The organism is Streptomyces sp. NPDC000348, from assembly GCF_042898795.1.
Lineage (GTDB): Bacteria > Actinomycetota > Actinomycetes > Streptomycetales > Streptomycetaceae > Streptomyces.
This window is the reverse complement of sequence record NZ_JBIAZD010000010.1, coordinates 42,739-61,767: the sequence shown is the minus strand read 5'-3', so window position 1 is coordinate 61,767 and position 19,029 is coordinate 42,739. Positions and strand designations below refer to the sequence as shown.

Sequence of the window (19,029 nt, the reverse complement as noted above, 5' to 3'; positions counted from 1 at the left end):
ACCTCATGCTGCGCATCGCCGTCCCCAACAAGGGTTCCCTGTCCGGCCCTGCGGCGGAGATGCTGCATGAGGCCGGCTACCGGCAGCGCCGCGAGTCCAAGGAACTGCGGATCGTCGACCCGGCGAACGAGGTCGAGTTCTTCTACCTCCGCCCGCGCGACATCGCCATCTACGTCGCCTCGGGGCAGCTCGACATCGGCATCACCGGCCGTGACCTGCTGATCGACTCCGGTGCCGAAGCCGAGGAGATCCTGCCCCTCGGCTTCGCCCGCTCCACCTTCCACTACGCCACCAAGCCGGGCACCATCGGCGGCCTGGCGGACCTGAAGGGCAAGACGGTCGCCACCTCGTACGAGGGCATCGTCGCGGGGCACCTCGCCGACAACGGCATCGACGCCTCCGTCGTCCACCTCGACGGCGCCGTGGAGACCGCCATCCAGCTCGGTGTCGCCCAGGTCATCGCGGACGTCGTCGAGACGGGCACCTCGCTGCGCAACGCGGGCCTGGAGGTCGTCGGCGAGCCGATCATGAAGTCCGAGGCCGTCGTCATCCTCCCCCGGGTTCGAACACACTCGCCCGGGGGGACCCCCACCACCGGCACGGACGGCGAGGAGCCCAAGGTGCGGCAGTTCCTGCGCCGTCTCCAGGGCGTCCTGGTCGCCCGGACGTACGTGATGATGGACTACGACTGCCGCGTCGAACAGCTCGAGAAGGCCGTCGCCCTCACCCCGGGCCTGGAGTCCCCCACCGTGTCCCCGCTGCACAACGAGGGCTGGGTCGCCGTCCGCGCGATGGTCCCGTCCAAGGAGGCGCAGCGGATCATGGACGACCTGTACGACATCGGCGCCCGCGCCATCCTCACCACGGCCATCCACGCCTGCCGCCTCTGACCGGACCCGGAGCACCACGATGTCGGACGCGACCGCGGGGCAGCCGCCCGCACTGCCCGTCACCTTCCGCCCGGGCCGCACCCGCGCGGTGCTGCTCACGGCCGCCGCCGCGCTCTTCCTGGTCATCACCCTGATCGCGCTGCTGCTGGACCAGCTCGGCCCGGGGGAGCGGATCAGCTTCGTGTTCACCGCCGCGCTGCTGGCCGGCGTGCTGTTCCTGCTGGCCCGGCCGAAGGTCGTCGCCGACGAGACGGGCGTCACCGTCGTCAACATCGTGAGCAGCCGCCGCCTGGAATGGGCGGAGGTCCTTCAGGTGAACCTCCGTCCCGGTGATCCCTGGGTCTTCCTCAACCTCAGTGACGGCACCAGCCTGCCCGCGCTCGGCATCCAGCCGGGCATCGCCAGACAGCGGGCCCTCGCCGACGCGCGGGCCCTGCGGGCGCTCGTCGAGGCCCGCTCCACGGCCGGGCCCGAGGCACCCCGGAGCTGACTCGGGGACGGCCCTCGGGGACGGTTCGGGGCCCGGCTCCGGGAAGCGCCGGGGACGTCCACCTGCCGCAGTCGCCCATGTCTTGATTAATCTGGTGTGCGGAGGCGCGACGACCGCGCCTCCGCCCCTGCCGCCCCGCCCGGTGCACAGGGGCTCCAGCTACCCGAGGAGTGACCCTCTCCGGCGATGGACGGATCGTCCTGCAGTACCTGCGCCGCCACCTGCCGACATAGCGCGGACCCGCCTCCCGAGGTCCGCGCGCATGCGGAGGCGGCGGCATCATGACCACCCCCTTGCTGCTCCTCGCAGCCGCTTTCCTGCTGATCCTGGCCAACGGATTCTTCGTGGCCGCCGAGTTCGGCCTGGTCACCGTCGAGCGACCGGACGCCGAACGGGCCGCCGCGGGCGGCGACCGGCGCGCGGGCCGGGTCGTCGAGTCGCTCCGGGAGCTCTCCTTCCAGCTCTCCGGCACCCAGCTCGGCATCACCATCACCTCCCTCGTCGTCGGCATGCTGGCGCAGCCGGCGCTCGCCGGACTGCTGCGCGGCCCCTTCACCGGCATCGGCATCCCCGGGGGCGCGGTCCCCGGTGTCTCCGTCGTCGTCGGCATGCTGCTGGCCTCCGCGGTCCAGATGGTGATCGGCGAACTCGTGCCGAAGAACTGGGCGGTCTCCCGCCCCCTGCAGGTCGCCCGCTTCGTGGCCGGCCCGCAGCACGCGTTCGCCCGGCTCTTCCGCCCCGTCATCGCCGGGCTGAACGCCGTGGCCAACCGGCTGGTGCGGGCCCTGGGCTTCGAGCCCGCCGAGGAACTGGCCTCCGCCCGCACCCCCGGCGAACTCGTCTCCCTGGCCCGGCACTCCGCCCGGGCCGGCGCCCTGGAGCAGGACACGGCGGACCTCTTCGTCCGCACCCTGTCCCTCGGCGAACTGACCGCACAGCACGTCATGACGCCGCGGGTGAAGGTCAGCGCCCTGCAGTCCTCGGCGACCGCCGAGGACGTGGTCAACCTGACCCGGGCCACCGGTCTGTCCCGCTTCCCCGTCTACCGGGAGCGGATCGACGAGATCGTCGGCATGGTGCACCTCAAGGACGCCCTCGCGGTCTCCGTGCCCGACCGGCTGCGCACCCCCGTGGGCCGCATCGCCCGACCGGCGCTGCTCGTCCCCGAGACCCTGCCCGTACGGCCGCTGCTCACCCGGCTGCGCAGCGAGCAGCCCATCGCGGTCGTCGTCGACGAGTACGGCGGCACGGCCGGCGTCGTCACGCTGGAGGACATCGTCGAGGAGATCGTCGGCGAGGTGCGCGACGAGCACGACGGACAGGACGTCCCCGAACTCGCCCCCGCCCCGCCCGAGGACGGCAACCCCGCCTGGGACGTCGACGGCGGTGTCCGGGTCGACACCCTGCTGCGCATAGGCCTGGAGGTGCCCGAGGGCCCGTACGAGACGGTGGCCGGACTGGTCGCCGATCTCCTCGGCCGGATCCCGGCCGTCGGCGACCGCGCGGAACTGCCCGGCTGGCGGCTGTCGGTACGCCGCGTCGGCCACTACCGCGCCGAACGCGTCCGCCTGGTCAGGACGGCCCCGCTGCCCCTGGTGGAGGTGGCCGGATGAGCGTCCTGCAACTCCTCTTCGCCGCGCTGCTCGTGCTCGCCAACGGCTTCTTCGTCGGTGCCGAGTTCGCGCTCGTCTCGGTCCGCCGCAGCCAGATCGAACCACTCGGCACCGCCCGCGCCCGCCAGGTGCTGTACGGCCTGGAGCACCTGCCGCAGATGATGGCGGCGGCCCAGTTCGGCATCACCGTCTGCTCGCTGACCCTGGGCGCCGTCGCCGAACCGACGGTCGCCCACCTGCTGGAGCCGGTCTTCGCGTGGATGCACCTGCCGCACGGCATGATCCACCCGCTCGGCTACGTCATCGCGCTCGCCGCGGTGGTCTTCTTCCACCTCGTCATCGGCGAGATGGTCCCGAAGAACCTGGCGATGGCGGCCCCCGGGAAGGCCGCGCTCTGGCTGAGCCCCGGCCTGGTCTGGTTCGCCCGTCTGTGCAAGCCGATCACGATCGCGCTCGGTGCCTGTGCCCAGGCCGTCCTGCGGCTCTTCCACGTCGAGCCGAAGGACGAGGTCGAGGCCGTCTTCACCAGCGAACAGCTCAACCGTCTTGTGGAGGACTCCGGCCAGGCGGGCCTCCTCGACCCCGAGGAGGCCGAACGCCTGGAGGACGCGCTGGAGCTGGGCTCCCGCCCGGTGACGGACGTTCTGCTGGACCGCGAGTCGCTGGTGACGGTCACGCCCGCGGTCACCCCGGGACGGATCGTGGAGCTCACCGCCCGTACCGGGTACTCCCGCTTCCCGGTGGCCGCGGACAGCGGCGCCTTCATGGGCTACCTGCACGTCAAGGACGTACTGGACCTGGAGGACTCCGACCGGGCCGTCCCGCAGCACCTCTGGCGCCCGATGACGACCCTCCGCCCCGAACTCCCCCTGGACGACGCCCTCACGGTGATGCGCCGCGCCGCGACCCACCTGGCCCAGGTCTCCGACGCCTCCGGCAGGACACTGGGCCTGGTGGCCCTGGAGGACGTCCTGGAACTGCTGGTGGGCGAGGTCAGGGACCCGGCCCACCGGGAGGTGACCCTGACCCACCCGAGACCGAGCGAGGAGCAGGAGGAAGCCCTGGCGTAGCTGCGGGCAGTCGTGCCTCCCCCGCTCATGGGGGGTCCCCCCGCTCGAGCGAAGTCGAGAGTGGGGGAGGAGTCGAGAGCGGGGGAGGGTGGGCGCTGGGGGTACCCCCTCCGGGGGAGGCACCCCGTAAGCGCGGGCAATCCGCCCCCCCTGCCGCCCCGACGCCGGTGCCTCACATCGGCGACGGGTCCGCCGGTCCCCTCCCCGACAGCACCTCCCCGTACGCCTGCATGAGGTCCGGCAACCGCAACGTGGCCAGGTCGTCCCGGGTCAACGCCCCCGGGTACACCGACAACCGCAGGTCCCGGTACGCACAGCTCTTCTCGTACAGGGTCCGCAGAAACCGCCCGTTCCCCAGCTCGTCGATCCACCCCTGGTCCACCACGTGCCCGGCGATCGACCGCAGCTCGTCCAGCGCCTCCTCGTCCCACACGTCCCCGTTCTCCTCCGCCAGCACCTCACCGATCGAGGTCAGCTCCAGCGGCCGGTACGAGGGAAAGTCCACCCGGGTGGTGAACCGCGACGACAGCCCCGGGTTCGCGGCCAGCAGCCGGTCCATCCCCTCCGGATACCCGGCGAGGATCACCACCAGGTGATCCCGGTTGTCCTCCGCACGCTTCAGCAGCACCTGAAGCGCCTCGTCCCCGTACGCGTCCCCCTTGCCGTAACCGGAGTTGGACAGCGCATACGCCTCGTCCACGAACAGCACCCCGCCCAGCGCGGAGTCGATCAGCTCGTTGGCCTTCACCGCGGTCTGCCCCAGGTACTCACCGACCAGGTCCGCCCGCTGGGCCTCCACCAGATGGTCACCACCGAGCAGCCCGAGGGCGTAGAACACCCGGCCGAGGATGCGGGCCACCGTGGTCTTGCCGGTCCCGGAGGGTCCGGAGAAGACGAAGTGGCGTTTCGGGGGCTGCACCGGCAGCCCCTGCCCGGCCCGCAGCCGTGCCATGTTCAGCTGCGCCGACAACGCCTTGACCTGCCGCTTCACCGGCTCCAGGCCCACCATGCGCTCCAGCTCGGCGAGCGCCTCCTCCAGTAACGCGGGGTCCGTGGGTCCGGTGGGCAGCGGTGACGCCCCGGCGCCCGCCCGCTCCCGTACGCCCGGAGCGGTGACCGCGGACAGCGGACCCGGCACGGGCTCGGGTTCGGACAGCCGCAGGTCACGCCCTTCGATGCCGAACAGGGGATCGAGCATGTCGGGACCGTCCACGACGTCCTGCCCGGCCCCGGTGAGCGTGATCGCGGCGAGATCGGCGGAGTCGTCGTACCCGTCGCCCTCGGCGATCGCGGCGAGCCGGGCGGAGGTGTCCATGAAGGCCGGATCGACCCGGTGCACGGCCCGGTACAGGGGGAGCGCGGCGGCGCTGCGGCCGGTCCCCTCGTGGGCGCGGGCCAGCCAGTAGCGCAGCTCCTTGCGCTGCGGCTGTTCACTGCGGCACCGCATCAGCGCCGCCGACAGCAGCGGTTCGGCCTGCCCGTACATCTCCAGTCGCACCCGCGCCATGCCGCCGAACAGACCGGCCTCGATGCCCAGCACCGGGTCCTCGACGAGGGAGTCCGTGTGCCGGACCAGCTGCTCCCAGTCCTTGACCAGGTAGGCACGGCAGGCGTGCAGGAAGCGGACCTGCGGATCGGTGTCCACCGGGGGCAGCCCGGCGAGCGCCCGGTCCAGCTCGGGGACGTGGCGCCCGTCCAGCCAGTGGGAGGCGTGCGCCAGCAGCAGATCACGGGGGCTCTCCAGCACCGGCTGCACCCACCAGCCCAGCCAGTACCAGGAGTTGAGGGTGCGGCGGTGCCGGGCGCGCTGCTCGCCGAAGCGCTCCCGGTGCCGGAACATCCTGAGCAGCGCGGTCGTCGTGTCGACGCGCAGCGCGTGCAGCCCCAGCCAGCCGTCGGCCATCCCCGGGTCGATCCGCACCGCGGCCCGGAACTCCTCCTCCGCCTGCGGGTAGGCGCCCATCGTGTAGGCGTCCACGCCCCGCAGCCAGGCGAGGTCGGCCGGGGCCGGCGGGTCCTGCGTGCCGAAGTCCATCACGTCCCCCACGAACCGTGCCCCCGTCGGTGTGCCGGCCGGTCCTCGCCCGTCGGCTCCCGTCGGTCGAACCGCTGTGCCGCGGACCGGAGTTGCAAGGTGCGCGAAGCAGCTTCCGTAGGTCGCACCGAGGGCATCGTACCTGCGGCGGCGTCGCGTCCGTAGGGTGCCGTACACGCCGAAGGGCGAGGTGGGAGGGGGCGCGCGGACCACGTGCGGTGACCCAGGGTGATCGTCATATGCCGCTGAGCGCCCGAAAAGCGTGAAGTGGGCAGAACGAAGCCCCCGGTCACGGGGGAACAACCGGGGGCTTCGCGTCTGCCGGCGGCTCCGAAGGGCCGCACATTGAGAACGTAAGACCTGTACGCGCCCCCGGTCAAGCCGAGTTGGGGTACTCCGGCAAGTTGTCCGGGACCACTCTTCACAGGTTCACCACACCGCGGGTGGCCCGTCACCGTGCGTGAGGGGAAGGGGGTGATTCACCCGCCCCGGCAGGCCCGGGAAGCAGCGTGTATCCCTTCGGCCGCTGCCGTACCAGAAGACCGGCGAAGGGCCGTGAGGGGTCGCCGGCGAAGTGCTCGAGCTCCGCGCGGATCCAGCCGTCCCAGAACTCCCGCTGCTCCGCTCCGTCGCGGGCCCGTCCCCGCGACCAGGACTCCTCCCGGGGGAGGTCCATCCACAGCAGCAGCGCCAGATGCGGGCGCAGGGCCCGGCGTCCCGCGCCGACGCCCTCCACGAGGATCACGGGGGCGGGCGGCAGGGGGCGGGGCGGTCCGAAGCGGCGGGTGAGCCAGTCGTAGGGGGAGTAGTGCGCGGTCTCGCCGCGGCCGAGCGGCTCGATCACCTGGCTCAGCAGCCGTCCGGTCCAGTCGAACGGTTCGGTGTGGCTGGCGATGTCGTCGAGCCGCAGCACCGGAGCGCCGCCCAGTGCCTCGGCCAGCCGTACGGCGAACGTCGACTTCCCCGAGCCGGCGTGCCCGTCGACACCGACGAGCCGGACCGGGCCGCACGAGGGGGCGAGCCGGCGGATGCGGGAGGCGAGATCGTGAAGGGCTGGTTCCCGGGTGCGGGAAGGGGGAGGGCTCACCGGAGCACTCTAGGCCCCGGACGGACGAGCCCCGGGCGCCCGGACGGAGAGGCCACCGGGCTCCCGGGCCCTGGGCCGGACGGGCCCACCGCGGCACCCGCCGCGGGGCGAGTCCCGTGCCGGCCGGGCGCGGTACGGCCGGGGTGCTGGCAGGATCCGCCCGGCTGCGTTCATAGTTGGCGCACACCCGCTCCACCCGGCCGGACGTACGCCGTCCGGCCGGCCGTGCCCCGGTCCCGTCCCGACTCCGACACCTTGGGGGTCTTCCACCCATGAGCAGAGCCGAACTGCCGTCCCGCAGATCCCTCCTGGCCGCGGCGGTCGTCGCCGCCGTCGCCGGGAGCGCGGCCCCGGCGTCCGCCGGCGTCCCGACCGGACGCGCCCCCGGCCCCGCCGGGCCCCGCCGGACCGCCGTCCGTCCCGTCGACAACCGCGCCTGGACCTCGTACACCGACTGGCGCGGTGGCACCGCCGACGGGACCCGCGCCGTCGCCGGCGCCCGCCCCGGCCTCGTGATCACGAAGCCCGCCGGCACCACGGACCACACCGACCCGCACACCGGCCGCACGACCGCCTGGGAGTACGCGACCTGGACCTCACCCGTGCACCGTCCCGGGGTCCCGGCGACGGAGGTCATCGCCTCCTGGAACGCGCACACCCCCGAGGGCACCTGGCTCCAGATCGAGCTGAAGGGCACGTACTCCGACGGCACGGACACCCCCTGGTACGTCATGGGCCGCTGGGCCGCCGGCGACCAGGACATCCGGCGCACCTCGGTGGACGACCAGGGTGACGGGAAGAGCACGGTCTGGACGGACACGCTCTCCGTGGACGACGCGGCCTCGGGTCTGCGCGTCGTCTCGTACCGGCTGCGGCTGACCCTCCACCGCCGCCCCGGCACCCGGCTCACCCCGACGGTGTGGCGGCTCGGCGCGATGGGCTCCGACATCCCCGACCGGTTCACCGTCCCCGCCTCGGAGCCCGGCCCGGCCGCGGAGCTGATCGTCCCGCGCTACTCGCAGGAGATCCACAAGGGCCGGTACCCGGAGTACGACAACGGCGGCGAGGCCTGGTGCAGCCCCACCTCCTCGCAGATGGTCATCGAGTACTGGGGTGGGCGGCTCACCGAGGAGCAGCTGTCCTGGGTCGATCCCTCCTACGCCGACCCGCAGGTCTGCCACGCGGCCCGGTATACGTACGACCATCAATACGCCGGCTGCGGCAACTGGCCGTTCAACGCCGCCTACGCGGCCACCTTCGAGGACCTCCAGGGCGTGGTCACCCGCCTCGGTTCCCTCACCGACCTGGAGACGCTGATCGCCGCGGGCATCCCGGTCATCACGTCGCAGTCGTTCCTGGAGGAGGAGCTGACCGGGGCGGGGTACGGCACCTCCGGGCACCTGATGACGGTGATCGGCTTCACCGCCGACGGCGACGTGATCGCCAACGACCCCGCCTCGGAGGACAACGAGGCCGTGCGCCGGGTCTACCGGCGGCGCGAGTGGGAGAACATCTGGCTGCGGACCAAGCGGTACAACGCCTCCGGGAGGGTCGTCTCCGGCACCGGAGGGGTCTGCTACCTCTACTTCCCGGCACGGCCGACCCCGCGGCAGCGCAAGGCGCTCGCGGCGGTGGGCGTGCGCTGAGCCGGTCCGGCCGGCGGGCCCCGGTCGCCCGGGGCCCGCTGTCGCGTGTGACCGACCTCTCGGCCGCGGAAGCCGTTCACGGTGGCAAGGTGGACGTCAGCCGCAGGGGGAGTCCACCGCACCACGGAGAGCAGCGAGAAGCCATGACCGCGAACACCGCCACCGTCACCCGCGCCCGCACCGGCGGCCCCCGGGAGGACGGCCCGAAGATCTTCGAGCACGCCATGGGATGGACCCTCGTCGTGGTCCTCGCGATGCTCGTGACCCAACTGGGACTGCTGTAACCCCGGGCCACGAGGATGCCGGTCCGGGCCTTCCGGACGACCTGACATACTGCGGCGGGACCTCCCACCGCCCGCAGGAAGACCTGGGTCGACATTGAACATCAGCCGGCAGTCCGCCGTACGCCCCGCGGCGCGCGGTACCGAGCGTTCGTCCGCGCGGCGGGCCGAACTCATCGCCATCGGGCGGAGGTTGTTCGCGGACACGTCGTACGACGCGCTCTCGATGGACGACATCGCACGCCAGGCGCAGGTCGCCAAGGGGCTGATCTACTACTACTTCCACTCCAAGCGCGGCTACTACCTGGCGATCATCGAGGACTCGGTGGCCGGCCTGGTCACCTTCGCCGCCGGCGGCGCCGGACTGCCGCCCGTGGAGCGGGTGCACCGCACCATCGACAGCTATCTGCGGTACGCCGAGCACAACCAGGCCGCCTACCGCGCGATCGTCAGCGGCGGTGTCGGCTTCGACACCGAGGTGCACGCGATCCGGGACGGGGTGCGCGAGGCCATCGTCGCGACCATCGCCGAGGGCGCCTACGGCCGTACGGACATCGCGCCGGTGGCGCGGATGGGGCTGCTGGCCTGGGTGTGCAGCGTGGAGGGCGCCGCGCTCGCCTGGATCGACCGCGGTGAACTGTCCCGCGAGACCATGAGCGAGCTGCTGCTGAAGACGCTCGGCGGAGCCATGCGCGCCATCGAGGAGCTCGACCCCGCGCACCCGGCCCCGGAGCCCGCCCGCCGCGACGCCTGAGACGGATCCCGGAGGACGTGCCCCCGGACCCTGCTGCTCCTTTCAGTGATCTCGGGGAGATGGCCGGGGTGTCATGACCGCACCGGTCGCCTTCCCGGCCGTGAAGGAGGCTCGGCGTTCCCGTCTCGTCGCGCTCTCCTCCGTGTGCACGTCCCGTTCGGCGGGCGCGCGGAAACTTCTTGGAGTGAGCGGTCGTTAACTAGTGACTGGGTGCGGCCGATCGGGCATACTCGCAGCGCACAGCCGCTGGTCAACAGCTTCCGAGACCCGGGAGTGCGAGCATCGGCCAGGCACCGATACGACCCCGGCGGAGCCGCCCCCACACAAGGCGCACGCCGATGTGCCCCAACAGGGAGGAGAGCGTCGCCATGCCCGACCGCGCCCCGCAGCCGGTGGACCGGCAACTGCCCACGGACGAGGCCCGGGACCTGATCTCGCTCGTCCGCGACATCGCGCAGCGCGAGGTCGCCCCGCAGGCGGCCGAGGAGGAGGACGCGGGACGCTTCCCCCGCGAACTGTTCACCCTGCTCTCCGAGTCCGGCCTGCTCGGCCTGCCCTACGACTCCGCGCACGGCGGCGGCGACCAGCCGTACGAGGTCTACCTCCAGGTCCTCGAAGAGCTCGCCGCGGCCCGCCTCACCGTCGGCCTCGGCGTCAGCGTGCACACCCTGGCCTGCTACGCGCTCGCCGCCTACGGCGCCAAGGAGCAGCAGGCCGAACACCTGCCCGCGATGCTCGGCGGCGGCCTGCTCGGCGCCTACTGCCTCTCCGAGCCCGCCTCGGGCTCCGACGCGGCCTCCCTGCACACCAGGGCGGTGCGCGACGGGGACGACTGGGTGATCAACGGCACCAAGGCGTGGATCACCCACGGTGGCATCGCCGACTTCTACACCGTCATGGCCCGTACCGGCGAGGAGGGCCCGCGGGGCATCACCGCCTTCCTGGTGCCCGGTGACGCCGGGGGACTGAGCGCCGCCGTGCCGGAGAAGAAGATGGGGATGAAGGGGTCACCGACCGCCCAGGTCCATCTCGACGGCGTCCGGGTCCCCGACGCGCGGCGGATCGGCGAGGAGGGGCAGGGCTTCGCGATCGCCCTGTCGGCGCTGGACGGCGGCCGGCTCGGCATCGCCGCCTGCGCGATCGGTCTGGCCCAGGCGGCGCTGGACGCGGCGGTCGGCCACGCGACCGAGCGGCGGCAGTTCGGCAAGCCGATCGCCGACTTCCAGGGACTGCGCTTCATGCTCGCCGACATGGCCACGCAGATCGAGGCGGGGCGCGCGCTGTATCTGGCGGCGGCCCGGCTGCGGGACGCGGGGCGGCCGTTCGTCAAGCAGGCCGCCATGGCCAAACTGCACTGCACCGACACGGCGATGCGGGTCACCACCGACGCCGTGCAGATCCTCGGCGGCTACGGCTACACCGCGGACTTCCCCGCCGAGCGCTACATGCGCGAGGCCAAGGTCCTGCAGATCGTCGAGGGCACCAACCAGATCCAGCGCATGGTCATCGCCCGCCACCTCGTGGGCCCGGAGACCCGCTGAGCGGGTCGGGCCCCCGCCAGGGCGCGGTGAGCCGGGTCCACTCCGGGTCCTGCCGCCCGGGCAGCGTGCGGCCCCGGTCGGCCCAGGTCCGCACGAGATCGCGGTAGATCGGCGGATCCGGGAGCCGGGGCGGCGCGGCCGCGTCCACGGGCGGCGGCACGAAGGCACGGCGTCGACGCCCGGTCGTCGAGTGCGTGGGGGTCGTCATGCCCGGGCAACGCGGGAGCGACCGGGCGGGTCACCGCCCCCCGGAATAGGGCGTGCGTTCGCGGCCGTCCCGCGCGGACGGGAGGCGGCGGACCGCGCCGCCCCCGTGCCGTCGTGCGCTCAGGCGGCGTGCCGCCGCATCGCCGGGACCCGGATCGGGCGCGAGCCCGGACCGCCGACGTGCGAGAAGGGCTGGGTGCGCCAGTCGAGTCCCTGGGGGAGCGTCAACAGCAGGGCGGTGTCCTGCTCCTGGGGAGTGACGGACTCGTCGGCCGGCCGCGCCTCGGAGGCCCGGCGGCCGGTGCCGGTGCAGACCGTGAGCCCGAACGGGTTCCACGGCGAGGCGCACAGCGCGTGCTCCGGCAGGACGTCCTCGTCCGCGAGCAGGGCGATGGGCTGCGCGCAGTCCGGGCAGACGACCCGGTACATCTCGAAGGTGTCGTAGGCGTCGAGTTCCTCGTCCGGGGCGTCGGGTTCGACGTACTCCGGATCGAGCTCGACGACCGGCTGCTGCCGCTTGGACGTGGTACGACCAAGGCGCTTAAGACTCTGCATTGGGTTCTCCCCCTCGGGCTGGGCCGTGAAGGCACTGCGGCCTCGACCACAGCAAGCACTTCCCGCCCCCCCTCCGGCGTAATCACGGGAACATCACGGAGACCGCTCGAAAGGTGTGGTGTTCGTCACATGTCATGTGCGGGTGTCCCGCGCGGGGGCTTTGTCCCCCCAGGACCGCGCGCGGCGGCTCCCGGCACATCACGAACCGGGCATGACCTGGGCGGCTCGGTGTCCGAGGGAATCGAGCGCCCTGTAGGTTCTTGCGCCATGGAGGAGCTGGACCGACAGATCGTGCAGCTGCTCGTCAAGGACGGGCGGATGAGCTACACAGACCTGGGCAAGGCCACGGGCCTGTCCACGTCGGCCGTGCACCAGCGGGTGCGCCGGCTGGAACAGCGCGGCGTCATCCGCGGTTATGCCGCGGTCGTCGACCCCGAGGCCGTCGGCCTGCCCATGACCGCCTTCATCTCGGTCAAACCCTTCGACCCCAGCGCCCCCGACGACATCGCGGACCGCCTCGCCGGCGTCCCCGAGATCGAGGCCTGCCACAGCGTCGCGGGCGACGAGAACTACATCCTGAAGGTGCGCGTGTCCACACCGCACGAACTGGAGGAACTGCTCGCCCGCGTGCGCTCGTTGGCAGGCGTCTCCACCCGCACGACGGTGGTCCTCTCCACACCGTACGAGTCCCGCCCGCCGCGCATCTGAACTCCGCGTACCGGGGGCCCGGGGCAGCGCCCCCAGGGAACGGGGAGGGGAAGGGGCGGCGGGGGCGGTCACGGGGGATCCCATGGGGCCGGCGACCCCGCCGGGGGCAACGACCGAGCCGAGGCCCGGGCGGGACGGCGTGCGGGCGGCGGACGGGCGCCGACGCCGACGCCCGGAGGGGGACCGTCGGGGGCGGCCCGGCCGCGGTGGGGCGGACCTGCGTGCGGGGCGGACCGGGCGACGCGCGAGACTGTGGGGCATGAGTGAACGCGCCGTCCCGTCCCGCACCGTCCTGCTCCGCCGCGGGGAGGTCCACAGCCCCGCCGACCCCTTCGCGACCGCGATGGTCGTCGAGCGCGGTCAGGTCGCCTGGGTGGGCTCCGAGGGGGCCGCCGACGCCTTCGCGGACGGGGTCGACGAGGTGGTCGACCTCGACGGCGCACTGGTCACCCCCGCGTTCACCGACGCGCACGTGCACACCACGGCCACGGGCCTCGCCCTCACCGGCCTCGACCTGTCCACCGCCCCCTCGCTCGAGGCCGCGCTGGCCCGTGTGCGGGAGTTCGCCGCCGCCCGCCCGGACGACCGGGTCCTCCTCGGTCACGGCTGGGACGCCGCCCGCTGGCCCGGCGGCCGTCCCCCGACCCGTGCCGAGCTTGACGAGGCCGCCGGGGACCGCCCCCTCTACCTGAGCCGGATCGACGTCCACTCCGCGGTCGTCACCACGGCGCTCCTCGACCTCGTCCCGGCCGTGGTCGCCCGCGAGGACCGCCCGCTCACCGGGGAGGCCCACCACGCGGTGCGCGCCGCCGCCCTGGCCGCCGTCACGCCGGGCCAGCGCACCGAGGCCCAGCGCGCCGCCCTCGCCCACGCGGCCTCCCTCGGCATCGGCACGGTCCACGAGTGCGGGGGACCGGAGATCTCCTCCGAGGAGGACTTCACCGGACTGCTGCGGCTCGCCGCCGAGGGGAGCGGTCCGCGCGTCGTCGGCTACTGGGCCGAACAGGACGTCGCCAAGGCGAGGGAGCTGGGCGCGATCGGCGCCGCGGGCGACCTGTTCGCCGACGGCGCCCTCGGTTCGCACACCGCGTGCCTGCACGAGCCGTACGCGGACGCCGGCCACACCGGCACCGCGCACCTGGACGCGGCCGCCGTCGCGGCCCACGTCGTCGCCTGCACCGAGGCCGGTCTCCAGGCCGGCTTCCACGCCATCGGCGACGCCGCCGTGAGCACCGTCGTCGACGGTGTGCGGGCCGCCGCCGCCACCCTCGGCCTCGCCCGCGTCCGCGCCGCCCGGCACCGCGTCGAGCATGCCGAGATGCTCACCCCCGAGACCGTCGCCGCCTTCGCCGAACTCGGTCTGACCGCCTCCGTCCAGCCCGCCTTCGACGCCCTGTGGGGCGGCGAGGACGGCATGTACGCGCGGCGCCTGGGACCGGAGCGGGCCCGCTCCCTGAACCCCTTCGCGGCGCTGCTGCGCGCCGGTGTCCCGCTCGCCTTCGGCTCCGACAGCCCGGTCACCCCGCTCGACCCCTGGGGCACGGTCCGGGCCGCCGCCTTCCACCGCACACCGGAGCACCGCGTCTCCGTGCGCGCCGCGTTCACCGCGCACACGCGCGGCGGCTGGCGGGCGGTCGGCCGCGACGACGCGGGCGTCCTGGTGCCCGGCGCACCCGCCGACTACGCCCTCTGGCGCACCGGTGAACTCGTCGTCCAGGCCCCCGACGACCGGGTGGCGCGCTGGTCCACCGACCCCCGCTCCGGCACCCCCGGCCTGCCCGACCTCGCCCCCGGCCGTGACCTGCCGGTCTGCCTGCGGACCGTGGTCGGCGGGCGCACGGTGTTCGTACGGCCGGGCGAGTGATCTACGAGGGCGGCGCGGTGACGATCATGCGCCGCGCCTCCGTCTCGCGACCTGCGCGTCCTCGCCGCTGACCAGGCGTTTGAACCACATCACGCAGGTCGGACGACTGTTGACAGGCGGCCGCGGGGGGCCGGTAGGTTCGGCCGGGTCCACCACCGGACGCCCGATCGGAGAACGTCCGGCCACTCGTGTCGGCGCCGCTGGGTCAGGGACGGTGTGCCGCACCGGGGCACCGCCACTGGGAGCCAGGCTCAGCGGCGGCGCGGTACCGAGGGACGTTCCGGCCGGCCGGGGAGGTGCGACCCCGGGTGGGGCCCGGGCGCTCAGTAGACAACGGCTTCAGGTCGATCCGCAGCCGGCGGGTCCCGGGCCGGCCCGAAGGGCACCGGGCCCCACCCGCTGTCGCTCCTCTCGCACACCCAAAAAGTGTGTTCCTACCCGATCTTCGGTAAACGACACCACCATATGAACGTCCTGTCACGTCGGCGCAGGCCGTGCCCACTATGGTGGGATCCTGCGCACAGGACATGAAGGGGCAGCAGTGAACGACGGCGACGGGACCCTCGCGGCAGGATCCCAGGGGAGGAACTTCGGCCCGCTCGGCACGGCTCTGGTGATCATCCCGACCTACAACGAGGCGGAGAACATCAAGGCGATCGTCGGCCGGGTGCGCGAGGCCGTTCCCGAGGCGCACGTCCTCGTGGCCGACGACAACAGCCCCGACGGCACGGGCAAGCTCGCCGACGAACTGGCCGCCGGGGACCACCACGTCCAGGTGCTGCACCGCAGGGGCAAGGAGGGCCTGGGCGCGGCCTATCTCGCGGGCTTCCGCTGGGGCATGGAGCACGGCTACGGCGTACTCGTCGAGATGGACGCCGACGGCTCCCACCAGCCCGAGGAACTGCCCCGTCTGCTGACCGCCCTCAAGGGCGCCGACCTGGTGCTCGGTTCGCGCTGGGTGCCCGGCGGCCGGGTGGTGAACTGGCCGAAGTCCCGCGAGTTCATCTCGCGCGGGGGCAGCCTCTACTCGCGCATGGCGCTCGATCTGCCCCTGCGTGACATCACCGGTGGTTTCCGCGCCTTCCGCCGCGAGACGCTGGAGGGCCTCGGCCTCGAGGAAGTGGCCTCCCAGGGGTACTGCTTCCAAGTCGACCTGGCCCGCCGCGCGGTGAAGGCCGGTTACCACGTCGTCGAGGTTCCCATCACCTTCGTCGAGCGCGAACTCGGCGACTCCAAGATGAGCCGCGACATCCTCGTCGAGGCGCTGTGGCGGGTCACGGCGTGGGGCGTGGGGGAGCGGGTCGGCAAGGTCCTCGGGCGCGGCGACGACAAGCAGCAGGCCGAGCCGGACGCCAAGCGGTCCGAGCCGGACGGCAAGCGGTCCGAGCCGGATGTCGAGCAGGCCGACCCCGACGCCAAGCGGTCCGAGCCGGATGTCGAGCAGGCCGACCCCGACGCCAAGCGGTCCGAGCCGTAGGCGTACGACCGCCCGTTCGCCCCGGTGCGCCCGCTTATCCCGTGCTGAGCAGGTCCCAGGCACACTGGGAGCATGACGACTGGCGCTCAGACCCCGTATCCCGCCCGGCCCCGGCGCTCCCGGCTGCGCACCTTCCTGCCGCTGGGTGTCGCCGCATGGCTCGTGCTGGAGATCTGGCTGCTCACCATGGTCGCCGGGGCGTCGAACGGACTGGTGGTCTTTTTGGTCCTGGTGGCCGGCCTGGTCCTCGGCTCGGTCGTCATCAAGCGGGCCGGCCGGCGGGCCTTCAAGAACCTGACCGAGACGCTGCAACAGCAGCAGGGCGGGGTGCTGTCCGAAGCCCGGCCGAACAGCGAGGGCAACGGCCTGACGATGCTGGGCGGCCTGCTGCTGATCATCCCCGGTGTGATCTCGGACGCGGCGGGGCTGCTCCTGCTGGTGCCGCCGGTGCAGAAGGCCGTGAGCCGTTACGCCGAGCGCACCTTCGACCGCAAGCTCCGCGAGGCCGCGCGGGGCTCTCTCGGGGACGCCTTCCAGCAGGCCCGTATCCACCGGCCCGACGGCAAGGTCGTCCAGGGCGAGGTCGTCCGGGACGAGTCCGGAAGCGCTCCGGAGGACACTCCACAGGGACCGCGCCCGCCGCTCACCCGCTGAGGGCGGCCGGCCCCCACGCGCGCACAGGACCGCGGGCGCCGTACGCGATGTACGGCGCCCGCGGTCCTGTACCGCTGTGCGTGTGTGGCTCCGCCCAGGTTCCCCGCGGGATCAGGCCGACTTCCGGCTGTCCCTGGGGTGAACCGCGATGTTCATCGCACCGGAGCGCAGAACGGCGAGACGCTCCTCGAGGACCTCTTCGAGTTCCTCTCGGGTTCGCCGCTCCATCAACATGTCCCAATGCGTACGCGCGGGCTTGGCCTTCTTCTCCTCGGGGCCGTCGCCGTCCACCAGGAGTGCCTGGGCACCGCAGACCTTGCACTCCCACTCCGGCGGGATCTCCGCCTCGACCGAGAAGGGCATCTCGAAGCGGTGCCCCTTCTCGCATGCGTACTCCACGGCCTGGCGCGGGGCCAGGTCGATGCCGCGGTCCGTCTCGTAGCTGGTCACCACGAGGCGCGTGCCGCGAAGAGCTCGCTCACTCATGAATCGTGCCTCCCGGGCTTGTCGCCCACAGGACAGGTGTCGCTGTCGTCGTCATCCGGTCAACGTCCGGTCGGCGGTAAAGATTCCCGTCCGGAGCCCCGATCCGGGTCATGCGTCGCCGTCGTGGCCGCGGCCTTGTCAACCAGTGCAGTACCCCCCGGCGTCCGGTTTGTCACATCCATAAGGAGATACGACTCAGCGTTCGGCATCTTTGACGCGCAGTAACGGTACGCCTGGCAGGCCAAACGCGTACACTACAGCCCTTTCGCGCCGAGTGCTAAATCCTTTCGGGAACCGGGTTGCCCGCTTCGGTGATCGCCCGCCGTACCGGAACCCGCGCGAGCAGCACGAATCCCAGGACGAAGAAGCCCACCAGGGAGATGATCGCGTCCCGGTAGCTGCCCGTCAGCTGGTAGGTGAGGCCGAACAGCAGCGGCCCGAGCCAGCTCGTCCCGCGGTCGCTCACCTCGTACGCGGAGAAGTACTCGGCCTCCTTGCCGGGCGGCACGAGATGGGAGAAGAGCGAGCGGGACAGCGCCTGGCTGCCGCCGAGGACCAGACCGATGCCGGCCGCCAGCACGAAGAACCACACGGGGGCCCCGGCGGGCAGGAAGTACCCGGCGGCCAGGGTGAGGGTCCAGGCGACCAGGGAGCCGAGGATCGCGCGCTTCGCGCCGTACCGCCGGGCCAGCAGGCCCAGCGCCAGCGCGCCCGCCACCGCCAGCACCTGGACCAGCAGCACGGCCACGATGAGCGTCGACTGTCCGAGCCCCAGTTCCTTCGAGCCGTACACCGAGGCCTGGGTGATCACCGTCTGGATGCCGTCGTTGTAGACGAGGTACGCCAGCAGGAACGCCAGCGTCAGCGGGTGCCGGCGCATGTCGCGGACGGTCGCCGCGAGCTGCCGGAAGCCCGGCAGGGCCGCCTCCCGCGCGGGGGCACGGCGGTCGCGCAGCCGGCGCAGCGGGACCAGCGCGAAGGCGCCCCACCACAGGCCGGCCGACGCCAGGCAGATGCGCACCGCCATGCCCTCGGAGACGCCGAAGCCGTCGTGGCCGGTGTAGAGGACGAGGTTCGCGACGAGGACCAGGGACCCGGCCGCGTATCCGAAGGCCCATCCGCGCGAGGAGACCGCGTCGCGTTCCCCGGGCGGGGCGATCTGCGGGAGGTAGGAGTTGTAGAGCATCATCGCGACCGACTGCGCCGCGTTCGCCACCACCAGCAGCGCGCCGCCGAGGAGATAGCGCTCGCCGTCCAGGAAGAACATGCCCGCGGTGGCCGCGGCCCCGGTGTAGGCGGCGGCCGCGAGCAGCGGCTTCTTGCGGCCGGTGCGGTCGGCGGCGGCGCCCACCAGCGGCATCACCAGCACGGCCACGATCACCGACAGGGAGACCGCGTAGGCGAAGAAGGACCCCGCGCGCACCGGTATGCCCAGCGGGTGGACGAACCCGTCCGCGTCCGCCGCCGACTCGGCGACCGACGTCAGGTAGGGGCCGAGGAACACGGTGAGCACGCTCGTGGAGTACACGGAGCACGCCCAGTCGTAGAAGTACCAGCCGCGCTGCTCGCGCCGCCGGTCGGCGGCCTCGTCCGGCGCCGGTGACCGCACGGTGTCGGTGTCCACCCGTGCCCTCGCTTCCCCGTGAGCGCGCGGAGGCGGTCGGGCACGGG

Annotated in this window: 17 protein-coding genes; 12 read left to right on the top strand and 5 right to left on the bottom strand. The window is 72.9% G+C overall.

Annotation, left to right across the window (positions count from 1 at the left end; all coding sequences use genetic code 11):
* Positions 1-5 precede the first annotated feature (5 nt).
* From hisG to ACFY3N_RS20655, 4 genes are all read left to right on the top strand, one after another.
* Positions 6-890, top strand: coding sequence for an ATP phosphoribosyltransferase (gene hisG / locus ACFY3N_RS20670; protein ID WP_390818146.1), 885 nt, complete (start codon positions 6-8; stop codon positions 888-890).
* 19 nt (positions 891-909) lie between these two features.
* Positions 910-1,380: a PH domain-containing protein gene (locus ACFY3N_RS20665; RefSeq protein WP_390818145.1), complete on the top strand. Its 471-nt coding sequence runs from the start codon at positions 910-912 to the stop codon at positions 1,378-1,380.
* 281 nt (positions 1,381-1,661) lie between these two features.
* A complete protein-coding gene (locus ACFY3N_RS20660; protein ID WP_390818144.1) occupies positions 1,662-2,993 on the top strand; it encodes a hemolysin family protein in 1,332 nt (443 codons plus the stop codon).
* The gene (locus ACFY3N_RS20655) at positions 2,990-4,063 is read left to right on the top strand and encodes a hemolysin family protein (protein WP_390818143.1); all 1,074 of its coding nucleotides are present in this window, start codon (positions 2,990-2,992) and stop codon (positions 4,061-4,063) included. The genes ACFY3N_RS20660 and ACFY3N_RS20655 overlap by 4 nt, the downstream gene beginning before the upstream one ends.
* Before the next feature lie 172 nt (positions 4,064-4,235).
* On the opposite strand, the gene ACFY3N_RS20650 is transcribed toward ACFY3N_RS20655, so the two are convergent.
* Together ACFY3N_RS20650 and ACFY3N_RS20645 are read right to left on the bottom strand one after the other, a co-directional pair.
* On the bottom strand, positions 4,236-6,098 hold the full coding sequence (locus ACFY3N_RS20650; RefSeq protein WP_390818326.1) for an AAA family ATPase: 1,863 nt from the start codon (positions 6,096-6,098) through the stop codon (positions 4,236-4,238).
* A gap of 451 nt (positions 6,099-6,549) precedes the next feature.
* A complete protein-coding gene (locus ACFY3N_RS20645; protein WP_390818142.1) occupies positions 6,550-7,185 on the bottom strand; it encodes a uridine kinase in 636 nt (211 codons plus the stop codon).
* Positions 7,186-7,457: 272 nt separating this feature from the next.
* On the opposite strand from ACFY3N_RS20645, the gene ACFY3N_RS20640 reads away from it, so the two are divergent.
* From ACFY3N_RS20640 to ACFY3N_RS20625, 4 genes are all read left to right on the top strand, one after another.
* Positions 7,458-8,831, top strand: coding sequence for a peptidase C39 family protein (locus tag ACFY3N_RS20640; RefSeq protein ID WP_390818141.1), 1,374 nt, complete (start codon positions 7,458-7,460; stop codon positions 8,829-8,831).
* 143 nt (positions 8,832-8,974) lie between these two features.
* Positions 8,975-9,115: an SCO1431 family membrane protein gene (locus ACFY3N_RS20635; protein WP_390818140.1), complete on the top strand. Its 141-nt coding sequence runs from the start codon at positions 8,975-8,977 to the stop codon at positions 9,113-9,115.
* A gap of 94 nt (positions 9,116-9,209) precedes the next feature.
* Complete coding sequence (locus tag ACFY3N_RS20630) at positions 9,210-9,866, top strand: TetR/AcrR family transcriptional regulator (protein WP_390818139.1); 657 nt, start codon at positions 9,210-9,212, stop codon at positions 9,864-9,866.
* Between the two features lie 368 nt (positions 9,867-10,234).
* Entirely contained in the window at positions 10,235-11,407 is a 1,173-nt protein-coding gene (locus ACFY3N_RS20625) for an acyl-CoA dehydrogenase family protein (RefSeq protein WP_390818325.1), read from the top strand.
* A 327-nt stretch (positions 11,408-11,734) separates the two neighbouring features.
* Here the strand turns inward: ACFY3N_RS20625 and ACFY3N_RS20620 are convergent, their stop codons facing one another.
* A complete protein-coding gene (locus tag ACFY3N_RS20620) occupies positions 11,735-12,169 on the bottom strand; it encodes a hypothetical protein (protein ID WP_390818138.1) in 435 nt (144 codons plus the stop codon).
* 267 nt (positions 12,170-12,436) lie between these two features.
* Here ACFY3N_RS20620 and ACFY3N_RS20615 point away from each other — a divergent pair, with 267 nt between their 5' ends.
* From ACFY3N_RS20615 to fxsA, 4 genes are all read left to right on the top strand, one after another.
* Positions 12,437-12,877: an Lrp/AsnC family transcriptional regulator gene (locus ACFY3N_RS20615; protein WP_142196567.1), complete on the top strand. Its 441-nt coding sequence runs from the start codon at positions 12,437-12,439 to the stop codon at positions 12,875-12,877.
* A gap of 259 nt (positions 12,878-13,136) precedes the next feature.
* A complete protein-coding gene (locus ACFY3N_RS20610; RefSeq protein ID WP_390818137.1) occupies positions 13,137-14,741 on the top strand; it encodes an amidohydrolase in 1,605 nt (534 codons plus the stop codon).
* A gap of 541 nt (positions 14,742-15,282) precedes the next feature.
* Positions 15,283-16,218, top strand: a complete 936-nt coding sequence (locus ACFY3N_RS20605; protein ID WP_390818136.1) for a polyprenol monophosphomannose synthase — start codon at positions 15,283-15,285, stop codon at positions 16,216-16,218.
* 72 nt (positions 16,219-16,290) lie between these two features.
* Positions 16,291-16,872 (top strand): FxsA family membrane protein, encoded by a 582-nt coding sequence (fxsA, locus tag ACFY3N_RS20600; RefSeq protein WP_390818135.1) that lies wholly within the window; start codon positions 16,291-16,293, stop codon positions 16,870-16,872.
* Between the two features lie 111 nt (positions 16,873-16,983).
* On the opposite strand, the gene ACFY3N_RS20595 is transcribed toward fxsA, so the two are convergent.
* Both ACFY3N_RS20595 and ACFY3N_RS20590 read right to left on the bottom strand, forming a co-directional pair.
* Positions 16,984-17,358 carry an RNA polymerase-binding protein RbpA gene (locus ACFY3N_RS20595; RefSeq protein WP_003977404.1) on the bottom strand — a complete coding sequence of 125 codons (375 nt, stop codon included), beginning with the start codon at positions 17,356-17,358 and terminating at the stop codon, positions 16,984-16,986.
* A 277-nt stretch (positions 17,359-17,635) separates the two neighbouring features.
* Positions 17,636-18,982 (bottom strand): MFS transporter, encoded by a 1,347-nt coding sequence (locus tag ACFY3N_RS20590; RefSeq protein ID WP_390818134.1) that lies wholly within the window; start codon positions 18,980-18,982, stop codon positions 17,636-17,638.
* Between the last annotated feature and the right edge of the window lie 47 nt (positions 18,983-19,029).